At 73.8% G+C, this 26,852-nt stretch carries 29 protein-coding genes; 5 read left to right on the forward strand and 24 right to left on the reverse strand.

Annotated elements, in window-relative coordinates:
- The first annotated feature begins 16 nt into the window (after nt 1-16).
- A complete protein-coding gene (locus tag IEY75_RS04040) occupies nt 17-586 on the forward strand; it encodes a dihydrofolate reductase family protein (RefSeq protein WP_189112814.1) in 570 nt (189 codons plus the stop codon).
- Nucleotides 587-605: 19 nt separating this feature from the next.
- On the opposite strand, the gene IEY75_RS04045 is transcribed toward IEY75_RS04040, so the two are convergent.
- From IEY75_RS04045 to IEY75_RS04115, 15 genes are all read right to left on the reverse strand, one after another.
- The gene (locus IEY75_RS04045; RefSeq protein ID WP_189112815.1) at nt 606-1,439 is read right to left on the reverse strand and encodes a phosphoribosylaminoimidazolesuccinocarboxamide synthase; all 834 of its coding nucleotides are present in this window, start codon (nt 1,437-1,439) and stop codon (nt 606-608) included.
- Between the two features lie 87 nt (nt 1,440-1,526).
- Nucleotides 1,527-1,787, reverse strand: coding sequence for a hypothetical protein (locus IEY75_RS04050; protein WP_189112816.1), 261 nt, complete (start codon nt 1,785-1,787; stop codon nt 1,527-1,529).
- Nucleotides 1,784-3,520, reverse strand: coding sequence for a hypothetical protein (locus tag IEY75_RS04055; protein WP_189112817.1), 1,737 nt, complete (start codon nt 3,518-3,520; stop codon nt 1,784-1,786). The genes IEY75_RS04050 and IEY75_RS04055 overlap by 4 nt, the downstream gene beginning before the upstream one ends.
- Nucleotides 3,498-5,540: a flagellar biosynthesis protein FlhA gene (gene flhA / locus IEY75_RS04060; RefSeq protein WP_229789335.1), complete on the reverse strand. Its 2,043-nt coding sequence runs from the start codon at nt 5,538-5,540 to the stop codon at nt 3,498-3,500. The genes IEY75_RS04055 and flhA overlap by 23 nt, the downstream gene beginning before the upstream one ends.
- Before the next feature lie 235 nt (nt 5,541-5,775).
- Entirely contained in the window at nt 5,776-6,873 is a 1,098-nt protein-coding gene (locus tag IEY75_RS04065; RefSeq protein ID WP_189112818.1) for an EscU/YscU/HrcU family type III secretion system export apparatus switch protein, read from the reverse strand.
- A gap of 3 nt (nt 6,874-6,876) precedes the next feature.
- Nucleotides 6,877-7,644, reverse strand: a complete 768-nt coding sequence (locus IEY75_RS04070; RefSeq protein WP_189112819.1) for a flagellar biosynthetic protein FliR — start codon at nt 7,642-7,644, stop codon at nt 6,877-6,879.
- 2 nt (nt 7,645-7,646) lie between these two features.
- A complete protein-coding gene (locus IEY75_RS04075; protein ID WP_189112820.1) occupies nt 7,647-7,922 on the reverse strand; it encodes a flagellar biosynthetic protein FliQ in 276 nt (91 codons plus the stop codon).
- A gap of 14 nt (nt 7,923-7,936) precedes the next feature.
- Nucleotides 7,937-8,773, reverse strand: coding sequence for a flagellar type III secretion system pore protein FliP (gene fliP, locus IEY75_RS04080; RefSeq protein ID WP_229789336.1), 837 nt, complete (start codon nt 8,771-8,773; stop codon nt 7,937-7,939).
- Nucleotides 8,770-9,276, reverse strand: coding sequence for a FliO/MopB family protein (locus IEY75_RS04085; protein ID WP_189112821.1), 507 nt, complete (start codon nt 9,274-9,276; stop codon nt 8,770-8,772). Before IEY75_RS04085 ends, fliP begins: the two co-directional genes overlap by 4 nt.
- Nucleotides 9,277-9,284: 8 nt before the next feature.
- Complete coding sequence (gene fliN / locus IEY75_RS04090; protein ID WP_189112822.1) at nt 9,285-10,031, reverse strand: flagellar motor switch protein FliN; 747 nt, start codon at nt 10,029-10,031, stop codon at nt 9,285-9,287.
- Nucleotides 10,028-10,984, reverse strand: a complete 957-nt coding sequence (locus tag IEY75_RS04095; RefSeq protein ID WP_229789337.1) for a flagellar motor switch protein FliM — start codon at nt 10,982-10,984, stop codon at nt 10,028-10,030. The genes fliN and IEY75_RS04095 overlap by 4 nt, the downstream gene beginning before the upstream one ends.
- Nucleotides 10,985-11,196: 212 nt before the next feature.
- The gene (locus tag IEY75_RS04100) at nt 11,197-11,637 is read right to left on the reverse strand and encodes a flagellar basal body-associated FliL family protein (protein WP_189112823.1); all 441 of its coding nucleotides are present in this window, start codon (nt 11,635-11,637) and stop codon (nt 11,197-11,199) included.
- An 11-nt stretch (nt 11,638-11,648) separates the two neighbouring features.
- Nucleotides 11,649-12,641 carry a flagellar motor protein MotB gene (locus IEY75_RS04105; protein WP_189112824.1) on the reverse strand — a complete coding sequence of 331 codons (993 nt, stop codon included), beginning with the start codon at nt 12,639-12,641 and terminating at the stop codon, nt 11,649-11,651.
- A gap of 4 nt (nt 12,642-12,645) precedes the next feature.
- Nucleotides 12,646-13,422, reverse strand: coding sequence for a flagellar motor protein (locus tag IEY75_RS04110; RefSeq protein ID WP_189112825.1), 777 nt, complete (start codon nt 13,420-13,422; stop codon nt 12,646-12,648).
- On the reverse strand, nt 13,422-13,721 hold the full coding sequence (locus IEY75_RS04115; protein ID WP_189112826.1) for a flagellar FlbD family protein: 300 nt from the start codon (nt 13,719-13,721) through the stop codon (nt 13,422-13,424). The genes IEY75_RS04110 and IEY75_RS04115 overlap by 1 nt, the downstream gene beginning before the upstream one ends.
- A 172-nt stretch (nt 13,722-13,893) precedes the next feature.
- Between IEY75_RS04115 and IEY75_RS04120 the strand changes: the two genes are divergently transcribed.
- Together IEY75_RS04120 and IEY75_RS04125 are read left to right on the forward strand one after the other, a co-directional pair.
- Complete coding sequence (locus IEY75_RS04120) at nt 13,894-16,800, forward strand: alpha/beta fold hydrolase (RefSeq protein WP_189112827.1); 2,907 nt, start codon at nt 13,894-13,896, stop codon at nt 16,798-16,800.
- A 119-nt stretch (nt 16,801-16,919) separates the two neighbouring features.
- On the forward strand, nt 16,920-17,741 hold the full coding sequence (locus tag IEY75_RS04125; RefSeq protein ID WP_229789362.1) for an ABC transporter permease: 822 nt from the start codon (nt 16,920-16,922) through the stop codon (nt 17,739-17,741).
- Nucleotides 17,742-17,763: 22 nt separating this feature from the next.
- Here IEY75_RS04125 and IEY75_RS04130 read toward each other — a convergent pair whose 3' ends face one another.
- Nucleotides 17,764-18,429, reverse strand: coding sequence for a pentapeptide repeat-containing protein (locus IEY75_RS04130; RefSeq protein WP_189112829.1), 666 nt, complete (start codon nt 18,427-18,429; stop codon nt 17,764-17,766).
- A 167-nt stretch (nt 18,430-18,596) separates the two neighbouring features.
- Here IEY75_RS04130 and IEY75_RS04135 point away from each other — a divergent pair, with 167 nt between their 5' ends.
- Nucleotides 18,597-18,992, forward strand: coding sequence for a hypothetical protein (locus IEY75_RS04135; protein ID WP_189112830.1), 396 nt, complete (start codon nt 18,597-18,599; stop codon nt 18,990-18,992).
- The gene (locus IEY75_RS04140; protein ID WP_189112831.1) at nt 18,989-19,339 is read left to right on the forward strand and encodes a hypothetical protein; all 351 of its coding nucleotides are present in this window, start codon (nt 18,989-18,991) and stop codon (nt 19,337-19,339) included. The genes IEY75_RS04135 and IEY75_RS04140 overlap by 4 nt, the downstream gene beginning before the upstream one ends.
- Before the next feature lie 70 nt (nt 19,340-19,409).
- Here IEY75_RS04140 and IEY75_RS04145 read toward each other — a convergent pair whose 3' ends face one another.
- Genes IEY75_RS04145 through fliG form a run of 8 tightly spaced genes read right to left on the reverse strand, consistent with a single transcriptional unit; the run spans nt 19,410 to nt 26,828 of the window.
- On the reverse strand, nt 19,410-20,588 hold the full coding sequence (locus tag IEY75_RS04145; protein ID WP_189112832.1) for a flagellar hook protein FlgE: 1,179 nt from the start codon (nt 20,586-20,588) through the stop codon (nt 19,410-19,412).
- A gap of 41 nt (nt 20,589-20,629) precedes the next feature.
- Nucleotides 20,630-21,061 carry a flagellar hook capping FlgD N-terminal domain-containing protein gene (locus IEY75_RS04150; protein ID WP_189112833.1) on the reverse strand — a complete coding sequence of 144 codons (432 nt, stop codon included), beginning with the start codon at nt 21,059-21,061 and terminating at the stop codon, nt 20,630-20,632.
- 17 nt (nt 21,062-21,078) lie between these two features.
- Entirely contained in the window at nt 21,079-22,398 is a 1,320-nt protein-coding gene (locus IEY75_RS04155; protein ID WP_189112834.1) for a flagellar hook-length control protein FliK, read from the reverse strand.
- A 16-nt stretch (nt 22,399-22,414) separates the two neighbouring features.
- On the reverse strand, nt 22,415-23,377 hold the full coding sequence (locus IEY75_RS04160; protein ID WP_229789338.1) for a transglycosylase SLT domain-containing protein: 963 nt from the start codon (nt 23,375-23,377) through the stop codon (nt 22,415-22,417).
- Nucleotides 23,374-23,805 (reverse strand): flagellar FliJ family protein, encoded by a 432-nt coding sequence (locus IEY75_RS04165; protein ID WP_189112835.1) that lies wholly within the window; start codon nt 23,803-23,805, stop codon nt 23,374-23,376. The genes IEY75_RS04160 and IEY75_RS04165 overlap by 4 nt, the downstream gene beginning before the upstream one ends.
- Complete coding sequence (locus IEY75_RS04170; protein WP_189112836.1) at nt 23,805-25,154, reverse strand: FliI/YscN family ATPase; 1,350 nt, start codon at nt 25,152-25,154, stop codon at nt 23,805-23,807. Before IEY75_RS04170 ends, IEY75_RS04165 begins: the two co-directional genes overlap by 1 nt.
- Entirely contained in the window at nt 25,151-25,825 is a 675-nt protein-coding gene (locus IEY75_RS04175; protein WP_189112837.1) for a FliH/SctL family protein, read from the reverse strand. Before IEY75_RS04175 ends, IEY75_RS04170 begins: the two co-directional genes overlap by 4 nt.
- Nucleotides 25,809-26,828 (reverse strand): flagellar motor switch protein FliG, encoded by a 1,020-nt coding sequence (gene fliG, locus IEY75_RS04180; RefSeq protein WP_189112838.1) that lies wholly within the window; start codon nt 26,826-26,828, stop codon nt 25,809-25,811. The genes IEY75_RS04175 and fliG overlap by 17 nt, the downstream gene beginning before the upstream one ends.
- Between the last annotated feature and the right edge of the window lie 24 nt (nt 26,829-26,852).

Raw genomic sequence — 26,852 nt, forward strand, 5'->3', positions numbered from 1 at the left:
CTGGGATAGTCGGGGGATGCGTACCCTCACCTACGTCGTCGGCGCGACCATCGACGGCTTCATCGCCGGTCCCGCCGGTGAGGTCGACTTCTTCCCGGTCACCGACGACGTCGTCGCCGCGCTCGTCGCCGACTACCCCGAGACGCTGCCCGCCCACGTGCGCGCCGCGCTCGGCGTCGACCCGGCCAACCAGCGCTTCGACACCTGCGTCATGGGCCGCGGGACGTACGAGGTCGGGCTCCGGGACGGGATCGGCAACCCGTACCCGCACCTGCGCCAGTATGTGCTGTCGCGCACGCTGCCGCGCGACACCGACCCGGGCGTCGACATCCGCGCCGACGACCCGGTCGCGCTCGTGCGGGAGCTGAAGCGGGAGAGCGGCCTGGGAATCGTCCTGATCGGCGGGGGCGCGCTGGCGCGCACGCTGCGCGAGGAGATCGACGAGCTGGTGGTCAAGGTGTACCCGGTGGCCGCCGGCAGCGGCGTCGCGCTGTTCGCGGGCGACTTCGCGCCGACGCGCTACGCGCTGACCTCGGCCAGGCCGCTGGAGGGCGGCACGGTCATCCTCAGCTACCGCCGCCCCTAGCGACCGGCCCCGGGTACGCCTACGACCAGGTGCGCCCGGTGAGCCGCTCGTAGACCTCCACGTAGCGGGCGCGGGTGGCGGCCACGACGTCCGCGGGCACGACCGGGGCCGGGGGCCGGCGGTCCCAGCCCGCGCCGGTCGCCCAGTCGCGGACGTACTGCTTGTCGAAGGAGAACTGCGGGCCGCCCGGCGTCCAGCGGTCGGCCGGCCAGAAGCGGGACGAGTCCGAGGTGAGCACCTCGTCGGCGAGGGTGAGGGTGCCGTCGGGGGTGCGGCCGAACTCCAGCTTGGTGTCGGCCAGCAGCAGGCCCCGCCCGGCGGCCACCGCCGCGCCCCGGCGGTACACCTCCAGGGTGATCCGGCGCAGCTCCGCCGCCGTGTCGGCGCCGACCTCATCGACCACGTCGGCGTACGTCATGAACTCGTCGTGCGCGCCGACGGCCGCCTTCGTCGTGGGCGTGAAGACCGGCTCCGGCAGGCGGGAGCCCTCGACCAGGCCGGCCGGCAGCTCGACCCCGGAGACCGCGCCGTGCTTCTCGTACTCCTTGAGCCCCAGCCCGGCCAGGTAGCCGCGGGCGATGCACTCGACCGGCAGCATCTCCAGCCGGCGGCACCGGATCGCCCGGCCGGCGAACTCCGCCGGCACGTCGTCGGCGGAGACGACGTGGTGCGGCACGATGTCGGCGAGCTGGTCGAACCACCACAGCGACAGGGCGGTCAGCAGGCGGCCCTTGTCCGGGATGGGGGTCGGCAGGACCACGTCGTAGATCGACAACCGGTCCGACGCGACCAGGACGAGGTCGCCCCCGTCGACGTACACGTCGCGCACCTTGCCCGAATGCAGCAGCTCCACGCCCGTCCCTCCGTCACCTCACTGATGGCAGGCACGGTACCCAGCCGGGCGGGCGCCCCCCGCGGCCGGGTCGGCGGCCGGCGGCGGTCAGGGCGCGTCGGCGGTGGTGGCCGGCGGCGAGCCGTCGGACTCGTCGTCGCGTCGGCGCAGGGGGTGCTCGCGGTCCTTGCGGCGCCCGTAGCCCGCCGTGATGAAGCGCAGGATCCAGAGCATCAGCATGGCGACGGGGACGGCGATCAGGAAGCGGATGATCGCGTCCTCGATCTCCAGTTGCTGGGTCACGAGCACCTGGTAGAAGGCGGGCAGGGAGATGGCCAGGGCGATCCACAGGGTGGCCGGGCGGATCACGGCCGCTCCCGGTGCGCGGCGCGGCGGCGCCGCCGACGGCTGGGCAGGGGGGCGGCGCCCAGGCGGGCGGCGAGCAGGGCGGCCCAGGCGTGCGCCGAGGCGGGCAGGCCGTCGAGCAGGGCCACCGGCACGTTCAGGTGCAGGGCGCTGGCGGGGTCGGCGGTCGCGGACAGGCCGTAGAGGGCCAGCGCGTCGATCTCGCCCATGCCGTTGAGGTGGCCGGCGCTGTCAGCGGTCTTGCGGGTGGCGTCGACCACGCCCCACAGGTCGGAGGCGTCCAGCGCCGTGCACAGGTCGTCCACCCAGCCGGCCGGGCGGCCGTGCAGGGGTACGTCCGCGACCACCACGTGCGGGTGGTCGATGCCACGCAGGGTGACGGCCTTGCGGGCGGCGTCGGCGGCATCGGCGAGCCGGCGGGAGCTGTGCAGGCCGGTACCGGCCAGCGACTCGGTGACCACGAACAGGGCGTTGCGGCCGATGCGGAGCTGGTCGACGACCCGCTCGGCGATCGGCAGCGTGGCGGCCAGTTCACCCGCGAGGACCAGCACGTCACCCGGGAGGGTGGGCAGCGGCGGCGCGGGCGGGAGCGTGGCCAGCGCCTGGAGCGCGGCCTGGTACACGTCGGCGTCGTCCGCGCGCACGGCCAGTTCGTCGGGCACGCCGAGCGCGATCAGGGCGGCGGTGTGCGGGCCGCCCGCGGCGGCGGGCTCCGGCTCGGGCGCGGCGTGCGCCTCGGCGGCCGGCGGGCCGGCGGCGGGCGCGTCGGGGTCCTCGGCGCCGTCCGGCTCGGCCGGCTGCGGGGCGTCCGCGGACGGGGGGAGCCAGCGGGTCCCGGCCCCGCCCTCGGCGGCGGGGCCGCCGGGGGTCTCGGCGCGGCGGCGCTGGCCGGCCAGCGGGCCGTACATCGGGCCGGCGTTGGCCAGGTGCGGACTGTCCGCCTCCTCGGCGTCCCCGGCGGACCGGACCGGCGGGGTGTCCGCGTGGGCCGCATGGGCCGCGGCGGACACCCCGCCCTCCGGGTCGGCGGCGGCGCCGGCGGGGGTGGTGCCCGCCGGGATGGTCTGCGCCGCCGGGATGCCGGCCGGGGTGGCGGCCGGACCGGTGAAGTCGGAGTCGGTGAAGTCGGAGTCGGGCGGGACGGGGGCGCGCAGGCCGCCGCGCAGCCCGGCGAGCACCTCGGCGAAGCCGGGGTTGACGGTCGAGACCAGGTTGCCCCGCACGAGCGGGACGGTCGGGGCGGCCGCCGGCTCCGGCGCGATGTCGGCCAGCGGGTCGCCGGAGCCGGGAGTGCCGGTGAGGGTCGCGGTGAAGCCGGGCGGAGGCGCGGCGGGCGCGGCCGCGGTGTCGCCGTGGGGGCCGGCGGTGAGGGCCGCGGCCGCCCTGGCCGCCCGGCGGCGGCCGCGGGCGGTCGCGGGTGCCGGCACGGTGGGCTCGGGCGCGCCCAGCGCGTCCTGCCGCGACTCCACGAGCGCCAGCAGATCCATCGGCTCGGCGGCGGCGGCCGGCGCGGCGGCGGCGGGCGCGGCCGTACCGGCCGGCGGGGCCGCGGCGCCTTCGACCGGTGCGTCGATCTCGACCGACAGCTCGTAGTGCTCCCGGGCGAAGAAGCCGCCCAGCCCGCCGCGGCGGACCTTGTCCGCCGAGATGATCCGCGCCGTCGGGCCGTACTCCTCGCGCACCTGGGCGAGCAGCGGCTCGATGGCGGGACCCTCAAGCAGCACCCGCGTAGGCACCGCTCACCACCCCAATCGTCTCGATCTGCGCCGTGGCGCCCGCGAGTTCCGTGTACGAGAGCACCGGCTCGGTCCGCGCGCCGGCCTGGAGCAGGCGGTGCAGCGCCGGCCGAAGCTGCGGGGAGCAGGCGAGGACGGGGCGGATGCCCTGCTCCTCGGCGGCCGTCGCGATCCGGGAGAGGTCCGCGATGACGAGTTCCGCATGGTTGCTGTCGATCGCGAGGAACGTCCCGTTCTCGCTGGGGCGCAGCGACTCCAGCAGCGCGTGCTCCAGTTGTGGGTCGAGCGTGATGACCGCCAGCGGCCCCCGCCCCGCGTGCTGGGCGGCGATCGCCGGACCGAGCGCGGCGCGTGCCGACTCGACCAGCCCATCGTGCTCCGTGGAGGCCTTCGCCCGCAGCGAGAGCGCCTCAAAAATGCGGACCAGGTCCCGGATCGGGACGTTCTCGTCCAGCAGTGACTGCAGGACCTTCTGAACCTGCCCCAGCGACAGCAGGGCGGGGGTAAGCTCCTCGACCACCACGGGGTTGCCGCGCTTGACCATGTCGACCAGCGCGCGGACGTCCTCGCGGCCGAGCAGGCGGCTGGCGTTGGCGCGGACCACCTCGGCGAGGTGGGTGATGATCACCGAGGCGCGGTCGACGACGGTGGCGCCGGTCATCTCCGCCTGGTGGTGCAGCTCGGCGGGGACCCACTTGCCGGCCAGGCCGAACACCGGTTCGGTGCCGGCGCGCCCGGGCAGTCCCTGGAGTCCGTCGCCGATGGCCAGGACGGTGCCCGGCGGGGCGTGGCCGGCGGCGGTGTCCACCCCGCTGATCCTGATCGCGTACCCGGACAGCGGCAGGTCCAGGTCGTCGCGGGTCCGCACCGGCGGCATCACGATGCCCATCTCCAGCGCCATCTTCCGGCGCAGCGCGCGCACCCGGTCGAGCAGGTCGCCGCTGGTCGGGTCGACGAGGTCGACCAGGTCGGGGGCCAGCGCCAGCTCCAGCGGGTCGACCCGCATCTCGCCGATGAGCGTCTCGGCCGAGTCCGGCGAGGGCCGGTCCTCGACCTCCTCCTCGACGGGCGCGTCGGGTTCGTCCTTGAGGCGGGTGGCGGCGAACAGCACCCCGCCGCCGACGATCAGGAACGGCAGCATCGGCAGGCCGGGGATCAGCGTGAGGGCGAGGGCGGCGCCGCCGCCGATCTGGAGGGCCTTCTTGTGCCGCCCGAGCTGGGTGGTGACGCTGGAGCCGAGGTCGCCCTCGTCGGCGGAGCGGGTCACGATCAGGCCGGTGGCCACCGACAGCAGCAGGGCGGGGATCTGCGAGACGAGGCCGTCGCCGACGGTCAGCAGCGAGTACGTCTCGATCGACTCCTGCGGGGACAGGCCCTTCTGCATCATGCCGACCGCGAACCCGCCCAGCAGGTTGATCGCGGTGATGATGACGGCGGCGATGGCGTCGCCCTTGACGAACTTGGAGGCGCCGTCCATCGCGCCGTAGAAGTCGGACTCGGAGGCGACCTCGGCGCGGCGGCGCTTAGCCTCGACGTCGTCGATCAGTCCGGCGTTGAGGTCGGCGTCGATGGCCATCTGCTTGCCGGGCATGGCGTCGAGGGTGAACCGGGCCCCGACCTCGGCCACCCGCTCGGCGCCCTTGGTGACGACGACCATCTGGACGATGACGAGGATCAGGAAGATCACCAGCCCGACGACCAGCGACCCGCCGACGACGAAGTGCCCGAACGCGTCGATCACCTTGCCGGCGAAGCCGTCGGTGAGCACGAGCCGGGTGGCGGAAATGTTGAGCGCGAGGCGGAACAGGGTGGCGACCAGCAGCAGGCCGGGGAAGACGGAGAACTCCAGCGGCTTCTGGACGAACATGCTGACGAGCAGGATGAGCAGGGCGCCCGTGATGTTCAGCGCGATGAGCACGTCCAGCAGCAGCGACGGCAGCGGCACGACCATCATGACGATGATCGAGATGACGCCGATCGGTACGACGAACTGGCTCAACTTCTTGGAGTTCACCGGCACCCTTTTTCCGCGTACGGGGTCGTCGGTGGGCTACTCCGTGCCCGGCTGCGCCATCCTGGCGTCCCCACTGTCGGCACCCGTTCGTTTACTCTGAGCAATACTCTCTGTCGTCCTTACCCATGATCAAGGGCTGAGAGCACAGCATTGGCCCGGGATGCGGAAAATATGGGGAATCTGTGTGGCGGCAGCGGCAGGTGGGACTGCCGGGGCGGATGTGTCCGCAGTGGTGCCGCGGTCACTCGGCCGCGCCCAGCTCCACACTCGGCGGCGGCCGGTGCAGGCCCGCCGCCGACCCCTTGGCCTTGAGGCTCATGACGAACGCGAGCACCTTGGCCACCGCGCCGTAGAACTGCGGCGGAATCTCCTGGCCGATCTCGCAGCCGGCGTGCAGCGCGCGGGCCAGCGGCACGTCCTGGACCAGCGGGATCCGGTTCTCGGTACCGATCTCGCGGATCTTGCGGGCGAGGTTGTCCGCGCCCTTGGCGATGAGCTTGGGGGCGCCCTTGTCCGGGTCGTAGCGCAGCGCCACCGCGATGTGCGTCGGGTTCACCACGATGACGTCGGCCTTGGGCAGGTCCGCCATCATCCGGTTGCGGGCCATGGCGAGCTGGCGCGCGCGGATCTGGCCCTTGACGTGCGGGTCGCCCTCGGACTTCTTGTGCTCGTCCTTGACCTCTTGCTTGGTCATCCGCAACTGCTTGTTGGTCCGGCGGCGGACCACGATGATGTCGGCCAGCGCCATCGCCAGGCCGGCGGCCGAGGCGACCCGGATCAGGTTGGTAACGGCGCCGCTGACGGTACCCAGGAGGTTGGCCAGCGGCATCTGCCCGGAGAACACGAGCTGGGGCAGCAGGTCCTTGATCGAGTAGTAGAGGACCGCGCCCAGCACGATCGTCTTGACCAGCGCCTTCACGCCCTCCCACCAGGCGTGCGGGCCGAACTTCTGCTTGATGCCGCTCCACGGGTTCAGCCGGTTGAACTTGGGCATGAACAGCTTGGTCGCCACGTGGATGCCGCCCTGCGCGGCGGCGCCGCCGACCCCGAGCGCCAGCAGCGCCAGCGCCAGCGGCGCCACCGCGATCCCGACCGCGATCATGGCGTCGCGCAGGAGCGGGCCGAGCGTGCCGAGGTCGGGGTTCTCGATCGTCTTCGGGACCCGCTCCAGCAGCTCGCGGGACTTCTGGACGGCGGTCTCCATCACCATCGGCACCAGGAAGCTCGCCGCCAACATGCCGACCCAGGCGCCCAGGTCGGGCGACTTCTGGAGCTGGCCCTCCTGCTTGGCCTTCTTGAGCTTCTGGGGTGTGGGCTGCTCGGTCTTCTCGCCGGCCACCGCTCACCCCCCGCCGGAGATGCTCACCACGGCCTTCACCGCGGTCTCGACGATGCCGGCCAGCGTCCGCGGGAGGACGGCGATGGCGGTACCGGCGATGGAGAGGGTCAGGAAAATTTTGGCGGGGAAGCCCAGCGAGAAGGCGTTGAGGGCCGGCGCCACCCGGTTCAGCAGGCCCAGGGCGACGTCGGTGAGGAACAGGACCGCGATCAGCGGCCCGGCCATCTGTAGCGCGGACACGAACATGTCGTCGAGCCCGGTGGTCAGCAGCTCGCTGAGCTGGCTCAGCGACAGCGTGCCGGTCAGCGGCAGCGTGTCGTAGGACTCCAGGAAGCCGCGCAGCACCATCTGGTGCCCCTCGGTGGCGAACAGCAGGGTCACGGCGATGAGGTTGTAGAACCGGCCGAACACCGAGGTCGACGTCTGCGCCAGGGGGTCGAAGCCGAAGGCCAGCGCGAAGCCGCCGAACAGGTCGATGAGGTCGCCGGCGGCCTGGACGGCGGCGAAGAACAGCGCGGTGATGAAGCCGAGGGCGACGCCGACGACGGCCTGCTCCGCGGCGCTGACCAGGATCGGTGCGACCTGGGCCGCCGGTACCTCCGGCGTCAGCTTGGGGACCATCGGCAGGGCCAGCGCCACGGCCAGCAGCGCCTTGAGCGGCCCGGGGATCACCCGGGACTGGAAGGGCGGGCAGACGATCAGCCACGCGGCCGCCCGGACGCTGCCGAGCAGCAGCGCCAGCAGCGTCGCCGAGGACAGCTCCAGGTCCACGGTCAGCCGGTTCCGAGCAGGGAGGGGATCTGGTCGTACAGCGCCGTGGTGAACGTGATCATCTCGTGCAGCATCCAGTTGCCGCTGACCAGCAGGGCGACGCCGACGCCGATGGCCTTCGGGACGAAGGAGAGCGTCGCCTCCTGGATCTGGGTCACCGACTGGAACAGCGAGATGCCGAAGCCGATCAGCAGGGCGGTCAGCAGGATCGGGGCGCACAGCTTGGCCGCGATGGTCATGGCCTGGAGGCCGAGCGTGATGATCTGGGCGTCGGTCACGGACGTGCCCCCCGTCAGTAGCTGGCCACGAGCGCGGTGACGATGAGTCCCCACCCGTTGACCATCACGAACAGCAGCAGCTTGAACGGCAGTGCGACGGTGACCGGCGGCAGCATCATCATGCCCAGCGACTGCAGCGACGCGGACACCACCATGTCGATCACCAGGAACGGGATGAAGATGACGAAGCCGATGATGAACGCGGCGCGCAGCTCCGACAGGACGAAGGCGGGGACGAGCGTGGTGAGCTTGACATCGTCGGCGTTCGCCGGCCGCGGCTGGTCGGCGACCTTGGTCAGCAGCGCGATCTCGTCCGGCCGGGTGTGCTCCAGCATGAACGTGCGCAGCGGCTTGACCCCGGCGTTGAACGCCTGGGACTGGTTCAGGTCCCCGCGCAGGTAGGGCTGGACGCCGAGCTTGTTCACCTCGGACAGCACCGGCCCCATGATGAACATGCTCAGGAACAGCGTCAGGCCCGCCAGTACCTGGTTGGGCGGCACCGTGGTCAGGCCCAGGGCGTTGCGGGTGATCCCGAGCACGACGAAGATCTTGGTGAACGACGTGCACATCAGCAGCAGCGCCGGTGCCACCGACAGGACCGTCAGCCCGAGCAGGATGACGATGGAGCTGGACGGCTTGCGCTTGCCGTTGGGCGCGGTGTCGCCGCCGATGTCGATCGAGATCCCGCCGTCGTCGTCGGCCGGCGCGGGTGCGGCGACCGACGTGGCCGCCGGACCGGATGCCGCGGCCGCGGCCGGCGCGGGGCCGCACAGCAGCAGCCCGCCGACCACGGCCAGCAGGCCGAGCAGGGCGTGCAGGCGGCCGGGCGCGCGCCGCGGTGCCGCGGTCACCGCCGGACCGTCCGGTTGCGCAGGACGGCCACGGCCTGCCGCCACACCTGCGGCGACAGCGCCGAGTCCGCCAGCGGCCCCGGTGCCGGCCCGGCCGGCCCGGCCGGCGCGGCCGCGGCGAGCGGGGCAATGCCGACCGGCGGCAGGTCCACGCCGTTCCGGCGCGGGTCCCGGTGCGGCCCGTCCAGGTCCAGGTGCTCCAGGTCCAGGCGGTCCAGGTCGACCTGCTCGCGGCGCTCCGTCGGCGCGGGCGCGGTCAGCGCCGCCAGGTCGGCCTCCCCGAGCAGGTTGACCTGGTGCTCGGTGACGCCGACGATCAGGGCGCGGTCCAGCACCCGGACGACGGCGACCGCGGCGCCGCGGGTGACCTGGGTGCGGGAGAGCACGGCGAGCTGGCCGGCGGCCCGCCCGCCGAGGGGGCGCCGGAGCATCCTGGCCATCAGCCACATGAGGCCGAAGACCACGAGGAGCGAGAAGACGATCCGAAGGGTGAGTTCCAGCACCGATCGTCCTACCGCTCGCCGCTGGCCGCGATGATCTCGGTGATCCGCAGGCCGAAGTTCTCGTCCACGACGACGACCTCGCCGCGGGCGATGAGCCGGCCGTTGACCAGCAGGTCGGCGGGGGAGCCGGCCGCGCGGTCCAGCTCGACCACGGCGCCCGGGGACAGCGACAGCAGGTCGCGGACGTTCATCCGGGTGCGGCCCAGCTCGGCGGAGATCTCCATCTCGACGTCGTGCAGCAGGTCCAGGCCGGCCGGCGCACCGGCGGCCCCGGGTACGGCCGGCGCGCGGTCGTCCTCGACCTGGGGGCCGCCCGGCCACTGGTCCAGCCGCAGCGCGAGCAGCGCGCGAGCCTCGGTGCCCTCCAGCAGCGGCACCACGACGCCGTCGCCCTTGGACATCAGCCCGGACAGCGCGACCTCCGGCTCCATGAGCTGGCCCGGGTCCACCACGACGGGGCCGCAGGCGCCCGCGGCGGCCTCCAGCGCGGGACGCAGGGCCGAGGCCAGGTCGAGGGCGCCCAGCGGGCTGTTCTCCAGCGCCTGGACGAGGTCCTCGCCGACCACGACGACGATCTCGCCGTTCGCGGCGCCGGTGAAGCGGGCCGTCACGGCCTGGCCGGCGGGCAGCGCCGCGGGGGCCTCGGCGGACGGGTCCCCGGCGGCCAGCGGCTCGCTCGTGGGCAGGACCGCGAGGGCTGCCTCGGCGGCGCCGCGGGTGAGGTGGAGCCGGGTGTCGGCGGCGGTGGTGGTCATGCGGGACTCTCCTTCGACGGCGGCGGCACCACCAGGCAGGCCAGGCGGGCGCCCTGGTTGCCCGGTACGGCGTGGGCGAACGTGGCGTCGTTGACGGTGACGGCCAGCGGCAGCGCGACCGGGTGCCCGAGCGGGACCACGTCGCCGGGCACGAGCTTGATGATGTCGTCGGTGCGCATTCTGATCCCCCGGAACCGGACGGCGACGTCGATCGGCGCGCTGGCCAGGCTGGCCGACAGGTTGCGGCGGACCCGGTCGAGCGCGGCGCGCTCGGCGGGGGTCAGCTCGGCGGCGTGGGCCTCGGTCTGGAGGACCGGCAGGATCGTGTTGAACGGCAGGCACAGCGAGGCGGTCGACTCGATGTCGCCGATCTTCATCTCGAACTGGGCGACGACCACGGCGTCGCCGGGGGACTGGGTGCGGACGAACTGCGGGTTGTACTCGATGGGGCCGAGCTTCGGGCTGATGTCCACGAGCCGGTCGAAGCCGTACCGCAGCTCGCCCAGCAGGCGCTTGAGCAGGTCCTCCAGCAGCGGCGTCTCCACGTCGGTGAGCGGCCGCTCGGGCTGCGGGCCGCCAGGCCCGCCGAGCATGTGGTCGATGGCCGCCATGGTGGAGACCATCGGCATCTCCAGCAGCATCGAGCCCGGCAGCGGCTCGACCGAGACCTGCGCGACGACCGTGGGGTTGCTGAGCTGGTTGATGAACTCGTCGTAGGTGACCTGGTCGACCGAGAGCAGGTTCACGTTGCAGTTGGCGCGCAGCCGGGTGGTCAGCAGGGTGCCGGCGTTGCGGCCGTACGTCTCGAAGGCGATCTGGAGCATCCGCACGTGCTCGCGGGAGAGCTTGATCGGCCGCCGGAAGTCGTACGGCTGGGGGCCGTTGCCGCTGCCACGGCGGGACATCCGCCCGGAGCGGGCGGGCGCGGAGGCCGGCGGCGGTGAGGAGCTCACGTCGTCATCTTCGACGCTGCGGTGCGCTCCCAAAGGAAAACCGGGCAGCACCTCGACGGCAATCGGCGCCGCCCCGGCACAGCGGCCCCAGCAGGCGCCCCGCGCCCCACCGGCCACTCCGGCGCACCCCGCGCCCACCCGGCGCGCGGCCGGGTACGCACCCGGGGGCCGCGGCACCGAACCGGTGCGGCGGCCCCCGGGGCGGGTGCCCGCTACTGCGTGACGAACTCCTTGAAGTAGATGTCGTACACCTGGTTCTCGTACGCCTCCTTGACCTCGGCGACGAGCTCCTTCTTCGCCTTGGCCCGCCCGGCCGCGGTGGCCAGCTCGGCGTACTTCTTCTCGCCGTACAGGGCGATGGCCAGGTCCAGTGCCTTGGCGCCGTCGACCTCCTCGGCGTCCAGGGTCGTCTGGAGCGCCAGCGACACCCGCAGGTAGTGGCCGTCGGCCAGGTTGACCGTGACCGGGTCCATGGACACGACCGGGCCGGGCTCCGGCGGCGGCTCGGCCTCGGCCTCGGCGCTGTGGGCGAAGAAGACGAAGTACGCGCCACCGCCGCCGCCCAGCAGGAGGACGGCCGCGATGATCATGATCATCAGTTTCTTCTTGGACTTCTTCGGCGCCTCAGCGGCCGGGGACTCCTCGGTACTCATCTCTCGGCTCCTCAGTGGGCGTCGGTCTTGGGGTGGGTGGGCTCGGTGTGGGCGTTCTCGGTGACGGGGGCGGCCGCGGCCTCGGCCTCGGCCCCCTCGGCCACCGAGGGCAGCAGCGCCCGCTGCTCGGCCGGCAGGCCGGAGAGGATCACGACGTCCACCCGGCGGTTCTGGGTGACCGCGCGCGGGTCCTTGGGGTCGATCAGCGGCCGGGTGCCGGCGAAGCCGGCGGCGAACATCCGGTCCTCGGCGACCCCCTGGCTGTTCAGGTACCGGACGACCACCGAGGCACGGGCCGTGGACAGCTCCCAGGCGCTCGGGTAGTTGAGCGTCGGGACCTTGAGCTGGTTGGTGTGCCCGTCGACCTCGATCTTGTTGGGCAGCTTGAGCAGTGCCGGCGCCACGGCGCGCAGGATCGTCTGGCCGCCGGGCTGGAGGTCGGCCCGGTCCCCGGCGAAGACGACGTCGGAGGAGATCACGCTGACCACCAGGCCCCGCTCGTCGATCTTGAACTTGACCTGGCTGTCCAGCTTGTCGCGGCGGAGCGCGTTCTTGATCTTCTTCTCGACCTCGGCGAGATTCCTGGCCTCCTTGGCCGCGGCCAGTGCGTCGGTGAGCGCCTTGCTCCGGCTCGCGGCGGCCACGGCGGCCTTCGCGATCTTCTTGTCCTTGGCGGTGGCCTGCTCCACGATCGGCTCGGCGAGCTGCGTGTTGGCGCCCTGCCGGATCGGCGGGATCACCTGCGGCTGGTCCGGCGTACCCGGGATGGGGCTGGACTGGCCGCTGAGCGCGGCGCTGGTCACACCGAAGCCCTGGGCGAGGCTGTTGGCCAGCGCCGAGAACTTCGCCGCGTCCACGGTGCTCATCGAGAACAGCACCACGAACAGCACGAACAGCAGGGTGAGCATGTCGGCGTACGACACGAGCCACCGTTCGTGGTTCTCGTGCTCCTCCTCGTGGCCGCCGCCCTTCTTGCGGCCCTTCTTGGACGAACCGTGCGACATGGTGCTACGCCGCCTTCTTCTTCTCGGCCGGCACGCTGCCCGGGGGCAGGAGGCTGGTGAGCTTCTGGGCCACCAGGCGCGGGTTGGACCCGGCCTGGATCGCCAGGACGCCCTCGATCGCCAGGTCCATCTGGTCGCACTCCAGCTCGCTGATGCGCTTGGTCCGGTTGGCCAGCGGGAGCCAGATGAGGTTGGAGGTGAGCACGCCCCACAGGGTGGCGACGAACGCCGCGGCGATGGAGTGGCCCAGGGTCTCGGGCTTGTCCAGGTTCTCCAGCACGTGCACCAGGCCCATGACCGTGCCGATGATGCCGACGGTCGGGGCGTAGCCGCCCATGCCCTCGAACAGCTTGGCGGAGGCCTTGTCGGCCTTGCGCTTGGCCTCGATCTCGGACTGGAGGATCTCGCCCAGCTCCTCGGGGTCGGTGCCGTCGATGGCGAGCTGGAGGCCGCGCTTGAGGAAGGGGTGCTCCACGTCCTTGGCGGCGTCCTCCAGCGCGAGCAGGCCCTCGCGGCGGGCGCGCTCGGCCAGCTTGACCACGGCGTCGACCAGGTCGGCCGCCGGGGCGAGCTTGGGCAGGAACGCGTTCTTCAGCGCGGTGCCGACGCCGGTGGCGTCCTTCATGATGCCGCCGGCCATCGCCGCGGCGAACGAGCCGCCGAAGACCAGGAGCATCGCCGGCAGCAGCATGATGGAGGCCGGCGACCCGCCTTCCAGGATCTGCACGACGAAGACGATGATCAGGGCGGCGATGACGCCGATGAGGCTGGCGGGATCCATCATCGCTCCTTTCGGTGCAGCGGCACGACGTTGGTCACGTCGTCGGTGGCGGTGGCTTGCCTGACTTCGGCGTCGTCGTCCGGCGGGGGGACCGGGGTCGGTCCGATCCGCTGGGCGGCCGCGATCAGCGAGGAGCGGTACTCCCGGACCAGGGCGATGAACTCGGGTACCGACTCGGCGATCACGTACTTCGTCCCGTCCACCAGGGTGATCACGGTGTCGGGGGTGCAGTCGGCCCGTTCGACCAGATCCGGGTTCAGGGCGAACGCCGACCCGTTGAGGCGCGTCACGAGGATCACGGGTGTGTCCGTCCTGGCTAGTACCGCGGCCCGGGCTGGCCGCGGTGGTGGTGGTCCGGCCGTGTTGGCCAGTTGACATTCACCATCGACCGGCCGGCGCGGGGGTTGAGGAGTGCGGCCGTTTCGGCGTGCGCGTGCGGGCCGGCGGGGCCGGCGACGTAGCGTGTCGGGTATGGCGGTGGGTGCTCTGCGAAGTTTGGGTGGGAACGTACGGCGGAAAGCGCTGGCCTGGTGGCCGACGCGGCCCCGGCACCGGTTCCTCGCCGCCGCGGGCGTCGTCCTGGTGCTGGCGGGGCTGGTGTGGCTGGGGTGGCCGGCGGCCTCGCCGTTCCGCCGCGCCGACCGCGTCCTGACCGTCGACTCGGGCCCCGGCGGGCGGGAGAGCACCGCCCTGGACACGTCCTTCTACGTACCTGCGGGGGCCTCGGCCGCCGACGCGGTGCCGGCCGTCCTGCTGGCCCACGGCTTCGGCGGCACCAAGGAGTCGGTCCGCGCCGACGCCGAGGACCTCGCCGCCCAGGGGTACGCCGTGCTGACCTGGACCGCGCGCGGGTTCGGCCGCAGCGGCGGGCAGATCCACCTCAACCACCCGGACTACGAGGTCCGCGACGCCCAGCGCCTCCTGGACTGGCTGGCCGCCCAGCCGCAGGTCCGCCGCGACGGCGCCGCCGACCCGCGGGTCGGGGTGGTCGGCGGCTCGTACGGCGGCGCGCTGGCGCTGGCCCTCGCGGCCGCCGACCGGCGGGTGGACGCCATCGTCCCGATGATCACCTGGAACGACCTGGCGCGCGCCTTCGCCCCGAACGCCGTCGGCGACGACCCGGCGACCGGCGTGTTCAAGAAGTCGTGGGCGGCGCTGTTCTTCGGCCGCGGCGGCGCGCCGGGCGCCGGCACCGCCGGGACCCCCGGCGGCGACCAGGGATCCGCCGGCCCGGAACCGGACGGTGCCGCCGGACCGGGCGGTGCCGCCGGACCGGGCGGCGAGACCGGCGCGGGCGGGGACAGCGGCGCGGGCGGGGCCGGCGGGGACGGCGGGGCCGGCGACGACGTGGCGTGCGGCCGGTTCGCCGTCGACGTCTGCGCCATCTACCGGCAGGCCGGCGCCACCGGGCGGCCGGACGCCGCGACCCTCGCCCGGCTCCGGCTGGCCAATGCCGACCTGCGGGCGGTCAGGGCGCCCACCCTGCTGGTGCAGGGCACCGCCGACACGCTGTTCCCGCTGGCCGAGGCCGACGCCAACGCCCGCGCCTTGGCCGCCGCCGGCACGCCGGTGCGGGTCGCCTGGTTCACCGGCGGCCACGACGGCGGGAACGGCCCCGCCAACGACCGCGACCGGGTGCGCGCCCTCACCGGGCAGTGGCTCGGCCACTATGTCTCCGGGGAGCTGGGGCGGCCGGCGAACAGCTTCACCTACTCCCGGGTCGCCGGCTTCGCCGTCGGCGAGCGCGGCCTGGTCGCCTCCGGGTACGCCGTCGACTACTACCCGGGCCTGGCCGGCACGGACCGCCGGGAGATCCCGCTGAGCGGCCCGCCCCGGCGGCTGGCCAACCCGCCCGGCGGCGCCCCCGCGGCGATCTCCTCGCTGCCCGGGGCGGGCGCCCTGTCCGGCCTCGCCGGGTCCCTGGGCGGGGACCTGCCCGGCCAGCACGCCGACTTCGTCTCGCCCGAGCTGACCCGGCCGCTGGACCTGGCCGGCGCCCCGACGCTGCCGCTGCGCGCCGCGTCGCCCACGGGCGAGGCCGTGCTGTTCGTCAAGCTGTACGACGTGCCGCCCGGCGGCCGGCCGACCCTGGTGGGCGGGCAGGCGGCGCCGGTGCGGCTCACCGGCCTGCCGGCGCGGGTGGAGGGCGCCACCCCGGTCACGGTGACGCTGCCCGGCCTGGTGCACCGGTTCGAGGCGGGCCACCGGCTGCGGGTCACGGTGGCCAGCGCCGACGCCGCCTACGCCACCCCGGCGGCCCCGGCCGTCTACACGGTGGCGGCCGGCGACGCGCCGCTGCTCGTCCCGGACATGCCGGGCCGCGCCATCCCCACCGACGCGACCGCGTGGCGGTACGCGCTGCTGGTGTGCGTGGTGCTGGGGGTGGCCGCGGCGGTGCTCGTCGGGCGCCGCCGCCGCGGCCGCGCCGACATCGCCGTCGAGGCGCCGCACGCCGAGGACCCGCTCGTGGTCCGGGGGCTGCGCAAGGTGTACCCGGGCGGCTTCGTCGCGGTCGCCGAGGTCGGGTTCACCGTCGGGCGGGGGCAGGTGGTCGGCCTGCTCGGCCCCAACGGCGCCGGCAAGACCACCACGCTGCGGGTACTGACCGGGCTGACCCGCCCGTCGGCCGGCGACGCGCTGGTGTTCGGGCACCGGCTGGCGCCCGGGGCGCCGGTGCTCTCGCGGATCGGTGCGCTGGTCGAGGGGCCGGGCTTCCTGCCGCACCTGTCCGGCCTGGCCAACCTGCGGGCGTACTGGCAGGCCACGGGCCGCCCGGTCGCCGACGCCCGGTTCGCCGAGGCGCTGGAGATCGCGGGCCTGGGGGAGTCGGTGCACCGGCGCGTCCGCACGTACAGCCACGGAATGCGGCAGCGGCTGGCGATCGCCCAGGCGATGCTCGGCCTGCCCGAGCTGCTGATCCTGGACGAACCGACGGACGGGCTGGACCCGCCGCAGATCGCGGCGATGCGGGTGGTGCTGCGCCGGTACGCCGCCGACGGGCGGGCGGTGCTGGTCTCCAGCCACCTGCTGGCCGAGGTGGAGCAGACCTGTACCCACGTCGTCGTGGTGCACAAGGGCCAGGTGGTGGCCGACGGGCCGGTGGCCGACATCGTCGGCGACTCCCCGACCACCCAGTTCGCCGTCGGGGACCCCGCCGCGGCCGCGAAGGTGATCGGCGACATGGTGGGGGTCGTCTCGCTGGAACTCGACGAGCTGGGCGGGATTGTCGCCGACCTCGGTACCGTGCCCCGCGGCGCGGCGGTCGCCTCGCTGGTGCGGGCGGGCATCCGGGTGGACAAGGTGGTGCCGCGGCGGCGGCTGGAGGACGCGTTCCTCTCGCTCGTGGGCGAGCAGACCCGAGGAAGTGGTGACCGGTGACCGGATCCGAGGACGACACCCGCGCCGCGGCGCCCGACGCGGCGGGCACCGCGGTACGGCTCCCGCCCCGCCCGGCGGGCGCGGACGGCGCCGCCGCCGGCTACCGGCCGGGCCGCACGCTGCCGCTGGCGGCGGAGTGGCGGCGGCAGGCGGCCCGCCGCCGCACCCAGTTCACGCTCGCCGGCATGGTGCTGCTGCCGGTCATCGTCCTGCTGGCCTTCCAGTTCGGCGGGGGCGACGAGGACGAGGGCCGGTCGGGGCGCGGGGAGTTCTCCAGCCTCGCCGAGCTGGCCACCTCCGGCGGCCTGAACTTCGCCGTCTTCACCGTCCTCGTCTCCTCCAGCTTCCTGCTGGTGGTGGCGGTGGCGCTGTTCTTCGGCGACACGGTCGCCAGCGAGGCGAGCTGGGGGAGCCTGCGCTACCTGCTGGCCACCCCGGTGCCGCGCGCCCGGCTGCTGCTGGCCAAGGTCCTGGTCGCGGCGGGCTACGCCGTCTCGGCGGTCCTCCTGCTCGCGGTCACCGCGCTGCTGCTGGGCACCCTGCGGTACGGCTGGCACCCGCTGGCCAGCACGGTGGCGGCCGACATCCCGCCCGCCGCGGGCGTGGCCCGGCTGGCGGGCATCGTCGGGTACCTGCTGCTGAGCCTGTCCGTCGTCGGCGCCCTGGCCGTCCTGCTGTCGGTCTCCACCGACGCCCCGCTCGGCGCGGTCGGCGGCGCGGTGCTGCTGTTCATCGTGTCCAGCATCCTCGACCAGATCGAGGCGCTGGGCGGCGTCCGCGACTGGCTGCCCACCCACTACGGGCAGGCGTGGCTGGGGCTGCTGTCGACCCCGGCCCAGGCCGACGACATCGTCCGGGGGGCGTTCGCGGCCGTGGCGTACACGACGCTGCTGCTGGCCGCGGCGTGGTGGCGCTTCCTGCGCAAGGACGTGGTGAGCTGACCACCCGTCCCCGCGCGGCCGGTCAGGCGTCGTCGGCCAGGGCGATGTCCAGGTTGCGGGCGGCCGCCGCCGCCAGCTCGACGAGCTGCGTACTGTCCAGGCGGACCCCGCGCAGCCCGTCCAGGCCCAGGACGCCGTCGACGCGGCAGCCGCGCAGGTCCGCGCCCCGCAGGTCGCAGTCGACCAGTTCGAGGTCCTCCAGGGTGCAGCCGTCCAGGACGACCCCGGGCAGCCGGCAGCGGGTCAGGCTGGCCCGGCTCAGGACGCAGTCGACGAAGGCCACCGCGCCGGTGGCCCGCAGGTCCTCGAAGGTCGCGTAGTCCAGCCGGCACCCCTCCAGCAGCAGGTCCCGGGCGGTCGTCCCGGCGGCCCGCAGCCCGGTCATCCGGCAGCCGCGCAGGTACACGCGGTCGAGGTGTACGGCGTCCCAGCGCACGCCCGACAGGTCGCAGCCGGCGAGTACGGCGCCGGTCAGCCGCGTCCGGGTCCAGCGGCTGCCGGAGAGGTCGACCTGGGTGAGCCGGCTGCCGTCGATTCGCCCGCCCACCAGGTGCAGGCCCGACCAGTCGGCCCCGGCGACGTCGGCGTCCACCAGGTCCTCGTCGGGGGCGTCCACGACGGACTCCAGGTACTCCTCGTCCAGCTCGGGCAGGAGGACGGACAGGTCCCGCACGGCGCGTGCCTTCATGCCGCCCACCCTAGATGGGCTGAACGGCCAGCTCCGCCGGCCCTGTTCAGTCGGAACCGCCGTCGATGATCGGGTTTCCGGCGTGTCAGCCGCGCGCGCCGATCGTTCGCACCTGTGACGAGGCGGCGCCGAGGATCGGCCAGGCGGATGCTAGTGAGGAATATCACATGAATGTTACCGTGCCCCATGCGCTCCTCTTCGCGCACACGCGCGGGCAGATCGTGACCGCCCCGGAAACCGGTGCCGCCCCGTCGGTGGACCGCCGCACCGAGCTGACGGAGGCGTGGGAGTTCCGCCTCGGTAGGGAGCGCAGGGCCGCCCGGATCAGTGTCTGCGCAGGGGGTGCCGGGGTCGTCGCGGCGGGGGGAGTCGTCCTGGCCCTGCGCCTGTGGCAGGTGCCGCCGGTCGCGGTGCTGGCGCTCGTCGTGGCCACCTCGCTGCTGCTCGGCACGTTTTTCGGCGCGGTGCTCGGCTGGCACAGCGCCGTGGGCCGACGGCTGCGGGTGGCCGAGTTCATCGTCGACCTGGACCCCGGCGCCCTGCGTCCGGGGCCGAGTAGGTGAGCCGGGCGCGTCGACCGTTCGACCCGCGGGGGCTACAGCAGTACAACGACTTCGTCGCCGAGTTCCGGCTGGACCTGGCCACCCGCAGCGACCACGCCGCCATGACCGCCGGCGCCCGCTCCATCGACGCCGTCCACGTGGTCAGCGGCCGGCAGGGCATGTACGGCCGGCACGCCGCGGCGCACGACCAGTTGTGGGAGACCCTGGGGTGGAGTCTGGTGTCAGCCGGCATGGGCTTCGCCACCAATCTGGTCCTGCTGCCGCGGATCGCCGCCTGGCAGTTCGTCGCGGACGGCGCGCTGTTCTTCTTGGGCATCGCCATGATCGTGTACGTGCGCACGCGCTGAGTCGCTGCGGTACCGCGACGCGAGGGGGCGGCGACCGACTCCGGTCGCCGCCCCCTCGCGCGGATCAGCGTCAGCGCTTGAGGTTGACCAGGTCCTCCAGCAGCGAGTCGCTGGTCGTGATGACCCGCGAGTTGGCCTGGAAGCCGCGCTGGGCGATCACCAGGTTGGTGAACTCCTGGGCCAGGTCGACGTTGGACATCTCCAGCGCGCCGGACTGGAGCACGCCGCGGCCGCCGGTGCCGGCGGGGCCGAACTGGGCCGGGCCGGAGTTGACGGTGTTGCGGTACATCGAGTCGCCGGCCTTCTCCAGTCCGGTCGGGTTGTTGAACGTCGCCATCGTGAGCTGGCCCAGCGACTGCTTGAGGCCGTTGGAGTACACGCCGTTGATGATGCCGTCCGGCGAGATCGTGAACGACTGGAGCGAACCGGCCGCGGAACCGTTCTGGCTCTGCGGGGCCACCGTCGAGGAGCCGGAGTAGGCGGTGATGCCGTCCAGGTCGACGCTGACGCCGGTGGCCGGGTCCAGGACCGGGCTGCCGCCGGTGTAGGCGCCGGCGCCGTCGAAGGTCAGCGAGCCGGTGGTGGTGACGCCGCCGTCGAAGGAGACGTCCCAGCCCGCGGCCTGCTTGGTCAGGGTGACCGACAGGGTCGAGCCGTTGCCGGCGATGTCGTACACGGTCATCGAGGTCGTGATCGCCGAGCCGTTGGGCTGGTTGCCCGGCAGGTTGCCGCTGAAGGTGGCGGTGGCGGTGGCGGTCGGCGCGAGCAGCGTCGAGATCGGCAGGGTGATCGGGCCCGGGTTCGCGTTGGTGTTGATGGCACCGGCAGCGTTGGCCTGCCAGCCCTGCACCTTCATGCCGCCGTTGGTGACCATGGTGCCGTTGGCGTCGAAGGAGAACGAGCCGTTGCGGGTGAACAGCGTCTCCGAGCCGTTGTTGACGGCGAAGAAGCCGTCGCCCTGGATCATCAGGTCCGTCGAGCGGCCGGTCATCTGCGTGGCGCCCTGGGTGAAGTTGGTGGTGATGCCGCCGAGCCGGACGCCGAGGCCGATCTGCGCGGGGTTGGTCCCGCCGAGGCCGGTGGCGGGACTGCCGGCGGGCTGCACCATCTGGCTCAGCGTGTCCTGGAACGTCGCCTGGCTGCCCTTGAAGCCCGTGGTGTTGACGTTGGCGATGTTGTTGCCGGTGACGTCCATCATCGTCTGGTGCGCGCGGAGGCCACTGATGCCGGAGAAGAGCGAGCGAAGCATGTATGTCGTCCTTACGTCGTCGGAGCGGTGCTGGCAGAAGTTCAGGCGTGGACGGTGGTGATGGACGAGAGCGGCACGTTGACGTCGCCGATCTTCACGCTCGGGTTGGTGCCGTTGACGCTGGCCGAGACGACCTTGCCGGTGGCGGTGACACCCTCGGAGTCGGTGTAGGTGACGGTGCGGCCGACCATGTTGCTGGCGCTGAGCATGGTCTGGGCGGAGAGCATGCTGGCCTGGGACTTGGCCAGTTCGTTGAGCTTCTCGACCTGGGTGAACTGGGCGGTCTGCGCGAGGAACTGGGCGCCGTCGCTGGGGCTGGTGGGGTCCTGGTAGCGGAGCTGGGCGACCAGGAGCTTGAGGAACGCGTCCTGGCCCAGCGAGTTGCCTGGGGTCTTCTCGGGCTGGGTGGACTTGCCGAGTACATCCCTGATCGGCGTGCCGGAGGTCCCACCTGAGGACACTGGGCTGGTCATCTCGTTGTCTCCTGTCCTCAGACGTGTACGTCCACGCGGCCGGCCGCGGCGGCGGTCGGTCGGCGGTCGGTCGGGGTGGGGGCCGGGTCGGCGGCGCCGGGGTCGCCCCCGCCGGTCCAGCCGCGCGGGGCGGCGAACTGCCGCGGGGCGTCCTGCTGGCCGGTACCCGAGCGCAGGTCGAGCTGGCAGTCGGTGAAGCCGGAGGCGGCCAGCTCCCGGCGCAGGTCCGGCAGGGCGGCCCGCAGCGTCTCCCGGCCGGCGTCGGTGGCCCCGGCGAGGGAGACCGCGATGGCGCCGTCGCGGACCTCGGCGACCACGCTGACCGGGCCGAGGTCGGCCGGGTGCAGGTGGACCGTGAGGCGGTGGACGCCGTCGGCCTCCAGCTTCAGCGGCGCCAGGTGCATGGCGACCTGGTGGGCGGGCGCGGCCGGCAGGGTGGGCGGAGCCGGTGCGGCGGCCGGGGGCGCGCTCACCGGCGCCGGGGCCGGGGCGGGCGCCGGGCCGGCGACCGCGCCGGCCGGCGGCAGCGGGGCCGGCTCGGCCGGGACCGGCGCGGCGGCGGGCACCTCGGTGCCGGTCGGGAGCGCCGGTGCGACGGGGCCGGTGGTGGCGGTGGGGCCGGCGGCGGGCGCCGGTACCGCGGCCGGGTCGGTCGGACCGGCGAGCGGCGCGACCGGCACCCCGACCAGGGCGGGGGCGACCGGCCGGGTCCCGGCGGACATCGGGCCGGCGGCCGGCGTGACGTGTACGTCGACGGCCTGCTTGAGCAGCGGTGCGGCGCTCGGCTGCGCCCCGGCGGGCGTCGACGCGGCCGCCCCGGCCGCCGGCCCGGCCGGGCCAGCCGGTGCGGCCGGGCCAGCCGGCGCGCCTGCCGGGATCGGGGTGCCGGCGGTGGCCTGCGGGGTCCGCGGGCCGGTCGGGAGGGGCTCGCCGTCGGCGGCGCCGGGGGCCAGGAAGTCGCCGGCCGGCGCCGCGGCGGCGTCCGCGGGAGCGGCGACCGCGCCGGTGGCCGGGGCGACGGGCGCATCCGCGCCGGCCACCGCCGGGGCGGCGGCGACGGGGGCAGCGGCGGCGGCGACCAGAGCGGCGAACTGCCCGGCGATCACCGGCAGCGCCATCGGCACCACCGGCGCCGGGGCGGCGGGGGCCTCGGCGGAGTCGGGCGCGGCGGTCCCGTCGTCGGGCGTACCGGCGCCCGGGTCCTGCGCGGTGCTGTCGACGGCCGCGCTGAGGGCGGCGTCGAAGTCGGCGCCGGCCCCGTCGGGCGCGGCGGCCTGGGCGGTGCCCGCGCGGCCGGCGGCCGGCGGCGGGGCGGGCTGGATCATGGGCGTGGTCATGCGGGTGGGGCCCTCCTTATCCGAGTGCGGCCAGGGCGCGCTGGACCTTGGGCACGTAGGCCTGGGTCTCAGCGAACGGTGGGATTCCGCCGTACTGGCGGACGGCGCCGCCCCCGGCGTTGTACGCCGCGATGGCCAGCGGCATCGAGTCGAACTTCTTGAGGTTGCCCTTCATGATCCGGGCGGCCCCGTCGATCGCGGACCGGACGTTCATCGGGTCGACGCCCATCTCCCGGGCGGTCGCCGGCATGATCTGCATCAGGCCCCGGGCGCCGGCCGGGCTGACGGCCTTCGCGTTGTACCCGGACTCGACCTTGGCGATCGCGGCGAGCAGCTTCGGCGACACGCCGTGCCGGGCGCCGGCCGCGTTGAACATGTCGGCGTACGGCACGCCGCTGACCCGGTTGCCGCCGCCGGCGCCGACGGCCCCCGCGGCGCCGGCCGCGCCGACGGCCGCCGCGGCGGTGGCGGGGACGATCCGGCGGATCGAGGTCGGCTTCTCCCAGATCGTCTCGATCTTGACGTTCTGGCCGGGCTGCGGGGCGTGCAGGATCTTGTTGTCGCCGACGTAGATCCCGATGTGGTGCGCGGGGTCGCCGAAGGTGATCAGGTCGCCGGGCCTGGCCTTGGCCACGCTGGAGATCTCGGTGCCCTTCTTCGCCTGGTCGGCGGCGATCCGCGGCATCTCGACCCCGAGGTCCTTGAAGACCTTCTGGACGAGGCCCGAGCAGTCCAGGCCGGTCTTGGGGTTGGTGCCGCCGAAGACGTACGGGACGCCGAGGTACTTGCGGGCGTCCCGGACGACGTCCTTGCCGCTGACGCCGCCCGACGTGCCCTGGGCGACGGTGGCTTTCGTGAGCTGCTGGGCGAACGAGGCGGCGTTGGCCCGGCCGGCCGCGGCGGCGGTGGTCGGCTGGGTGAGCTGCGCGTGCATCGACTGGAGCGAGGCGATCCGGCCGACCATGTCGGTCAGGCTCACATGGCCCCCCTGTCGCCGCGGGTCGCGCCGGTGATCGCGATCTCGTCGAGCGCGCGCTGCTCGGCCGAGGCGTGCTTGCTCTTGGCGGCGGCGGCGTGCCGCTCGCCGAGGCGCTCCACGATGCGGCGGTTCTTGGCCGCGTCGGCGAGCCGGTCGGTGCTCTCGGCGATCTCCAGGTCGGCCTCCTCGACGCCCCGGTGGGCGGCGGCGAGGCCGGCGGCGAGCGCCTGGCGGGCGGCGATGGCGGCGACGACCGCGCGGCCGGTGCCGCCGACGAGCGCCTCGCTGCCCCTGAGCAGCTCCTTGCGCTCGTCGGCGCGCTCGCGGGCGGCGCGCGACGCGCCGCGGGCGCGGACGACCTCGGCCTTGCGGACGTCCTCCTGCGCCTGGCGGGCGCGCAGGACGGCGGAGAGCTTGAAGGTACCCATCAGTCCTCACCGATCTCGGGCGTGCCGGTGTGCAGGTGGGCGCCGGCGGTCAGCACGGTGACCAGGTCTTCCCAGGCTTGGGCGGCGGTGCTCGGTGCGTCGAAGTCCTGGCGGAGGAACCCCAGGATCCGGGGCCACAGCGCCTGGGCGAGGTCGGCGTCCGGGTTCGTCCCGGTGACGTACGCGCCGATCTCCACCAGCTCGCGGACGTCGCGGTGGGCGGCGAGCAGCCGGCGCAGGGCGGTGGCGGCGGCGCGCTGGTCCGGCGTGGTGACCGTGTTGGCCAGCCGGGAGATGGACTCCAGCGCGTCGATCGACGGGAAGTGGCCGGCGGTGGCCAGCTTGCGGTCCAGCACGACGTGGCCGTCGAGGATCGAGCGGGCGGCGTCGGCGATCGGCTCGTTGTGGTCGTCGCCCTCGACGAGGACGGTGTAGAGGCCGGTGATGGTGCCGCGCTCGCCGGGGCCGGCGCGCTCCATGAGCTGGGCGAGCATGCTGAACACCGACGGCGGGTAGCCCCGGGTGGCCGGCGGCTCGCCGACGGACAGGCCGACCTCGCGCTGGGCCATCGCGGTGCGGGTGATGGAGTCCATCATCAGCAGGACGTCGGCGCCGGTGTCCCGGAACCACTCGGCGATCCGGGTGGCGGCGAAGGCGGCGCGCAGCCGCACGAGCGGCGGCTGGTCGCTGGTGGCGACGACGACCACGGAGCGGGCCAGGCCCTCGGCGCCGAGGTCGTTCTCGATGAACTCGCGGACCTCGCGGCCACGCTCGCCGACCAGGGCGATGACGTTGATCTGCGCGTCGGTACCCCGGGTGATCATGGACATCAGGGTCGACTTGCCGACGCCGGAGCCGGCGAAGATGCCCAGGCGCTGGCCGCGGCCGACGGGGACGAGCGTGTCCAGCGCGCGGACGCCCAGCGCCATCGGCTGGGTGATCCGCTGCCGGGCCAGGGCGGCCGGGGGAGCGGCGTTGATGCCGACGTAGGAGCAGTCGTCCAGCGGGCCCATGCCGTCCATGGGGCGGCCGAGGCCGTCGAGCACCCGGCCGCGCAGGCCGGCGCCGACGGGCACCTGGAGCGCCGCGCCGGTGTTGACCGCGGGGCTGCCCGTGCCGACGCCGGCGAGGGTGCCGAGCGGCAGGCACTGGAGCTTGGGACCGTCCAGGGCGGTGACCTCGGCGAACATCTCGTCCGCGCCCTCGCCGATCCGTAGCAGGTCGCCGACCCGGCCGCCGATCCCCTCGACGGTCAGGCGGAGGCCGACGGCGCCGGTCACCGCTCCGGTGACGAGCGGGGACGCGGCCCGGGTGGCACGGGACAGACGGTCGGTGAGAGCAACGGTCACGAGGCGAGTACCTCCCGTGCGCGGTCAAGCGCGTTGGCGATGGTGGCGTCGATGTGGGTGACGCCGTAGTCGGCGGTGGCGTCACCGGGCTGCAGGCCGGGATCGGGGTGGAGGGTTACCGCCCGGCCATCTACAGATTCCGCGACCGTGGTTTCAGAACCGGTGAGCGCCCGGTGATCAGACGGGTGCAGTCGCACCGTCACGTCCTCGGCCGTGGGCACCATCGCCAGCGCCCGCCGGACCGCGTGCATCGGAGTGTCCGGGTTCGTGTTGATCTCGTAGCCGATGACGGCTTCGGCCAGCGCCGTCGCCGCCGCGAAGATCGAGGCGCCGATCTCCGCGACGACCGGCGCCTCGCGGGCCTCGACCTGGGCCATCGCCCCCGCGACGGCCTGGATGGCCTGGCCGAGCAGGGCCTCGCGGGCGGTGGTCTCGGCGGCGTCGGCCGCGGCGAGCTGGTCGGCGACGGCCTGGGCGGCCACGCGGGCGGCCCGCTGGCCCTGCGCCCAGCCCTCGGCGTACCCGGCGGTGCGGGCGGCCTGCTGCTGCTGGGCCACGAGGTGGCTCGGCGCCGGGACAGCCGCGCGCAGGTCGGCGGCGAAGTCGGCGGCGGCGACCTGCGCGGCGTCGGCCCCGCGCAGCACCGGGTTGGGCTCAGTCCACGAACTCATCGTCGTCACCACCCCGGTTGATCTCGATCTGGCCGGACTCCTCCAGGGCGCGGATGGCCTGGACGATCTTCGCCTGCGACTCCTCCACCTGGCGCAGGCGGACCGGGCCGAGCAGGTCGATCTCCTCGACGAGGTTCTCCCGGGCCCGCTCGGACAGGTTGCGGGTGACCTTGTCGCGCACGGAGTCGTTGACGCCCTTGAGCGCGATGGCGAGGTCGTTCATCTCGACCGAGCGCAGGACGAGCTGGACCGCGCGGTCCTCCAGCATCGTGACGTCCTCGAACATGAACATCCGGCGCCGGATCTCCTCGGCGATCTCCGGGTTGCGGGCCTCCAGGCCCTCCAGGATGAGCCGCTCGGTACCGCGGTCGGCCCGGTTGATGATGTCGACCAGCGGCTGGAGGCCGCCGACCGTGGACAGCTCGTTGGGCTGGAGTACCGAGGAGATCTTGCGCTCCAGCGACTGCTCCACCTGGCGGATGATCTCCGGCGAGGTGCGGTCCATGACGGCGATCCGGTGGGCGACGTCGGCCTGCAGCTCCGGGCTGAGCCCGGAGAGGATCTGCGAGGCCATCGTCGAGGTGGCGTGGGCCAGCACCAGCGCGATGGTCTGCGGGTGCTCGTGCTGGATGAAGGAGAGGACCTGGCGCGGGTCGGCGTGGTTGATGAACTTGAAGGGCATGTCGGTGACGGTCACCGACAGGCGGTCCAGGATCGCGGCGGCCTTCTCCTTGCCGAGCGTGGCCTCCAGCATCTCCCGGGCGTGGTCCATGCCGCCCTGGGTGGCCAGCCGGTGGGTAGTGGCCATCAGGGCGAACTCGTCGAGGACCCCCGCGGAGGTGTCGGCGTCGACCGACCCGATCCGGGCGATCTCGGCCATGATCTCCTCGACCTCGGACTCCCGCATCTGGGCGAGGATCTTGGCCGAGTCCTCCTTGCTCATCTGGAGCAGCATCACCGCGGCCTTGCGCAGGCCGGTGAGCTCGCTGGTCGCCATCGTCATCAGCTAGGTCCCCTTCCTGTCGTC

The sequence above is a fragment of the Pilimelia terevasa genome (assembly GCF_014647915.1).
GTDB classification, from domain to species: domain Bacteria; phylum Actinomycetota; class Actinomycetes; order Mycobacteriales; family Micromonosporaceae; genus Pilimelia; species Pilimelia terevasa.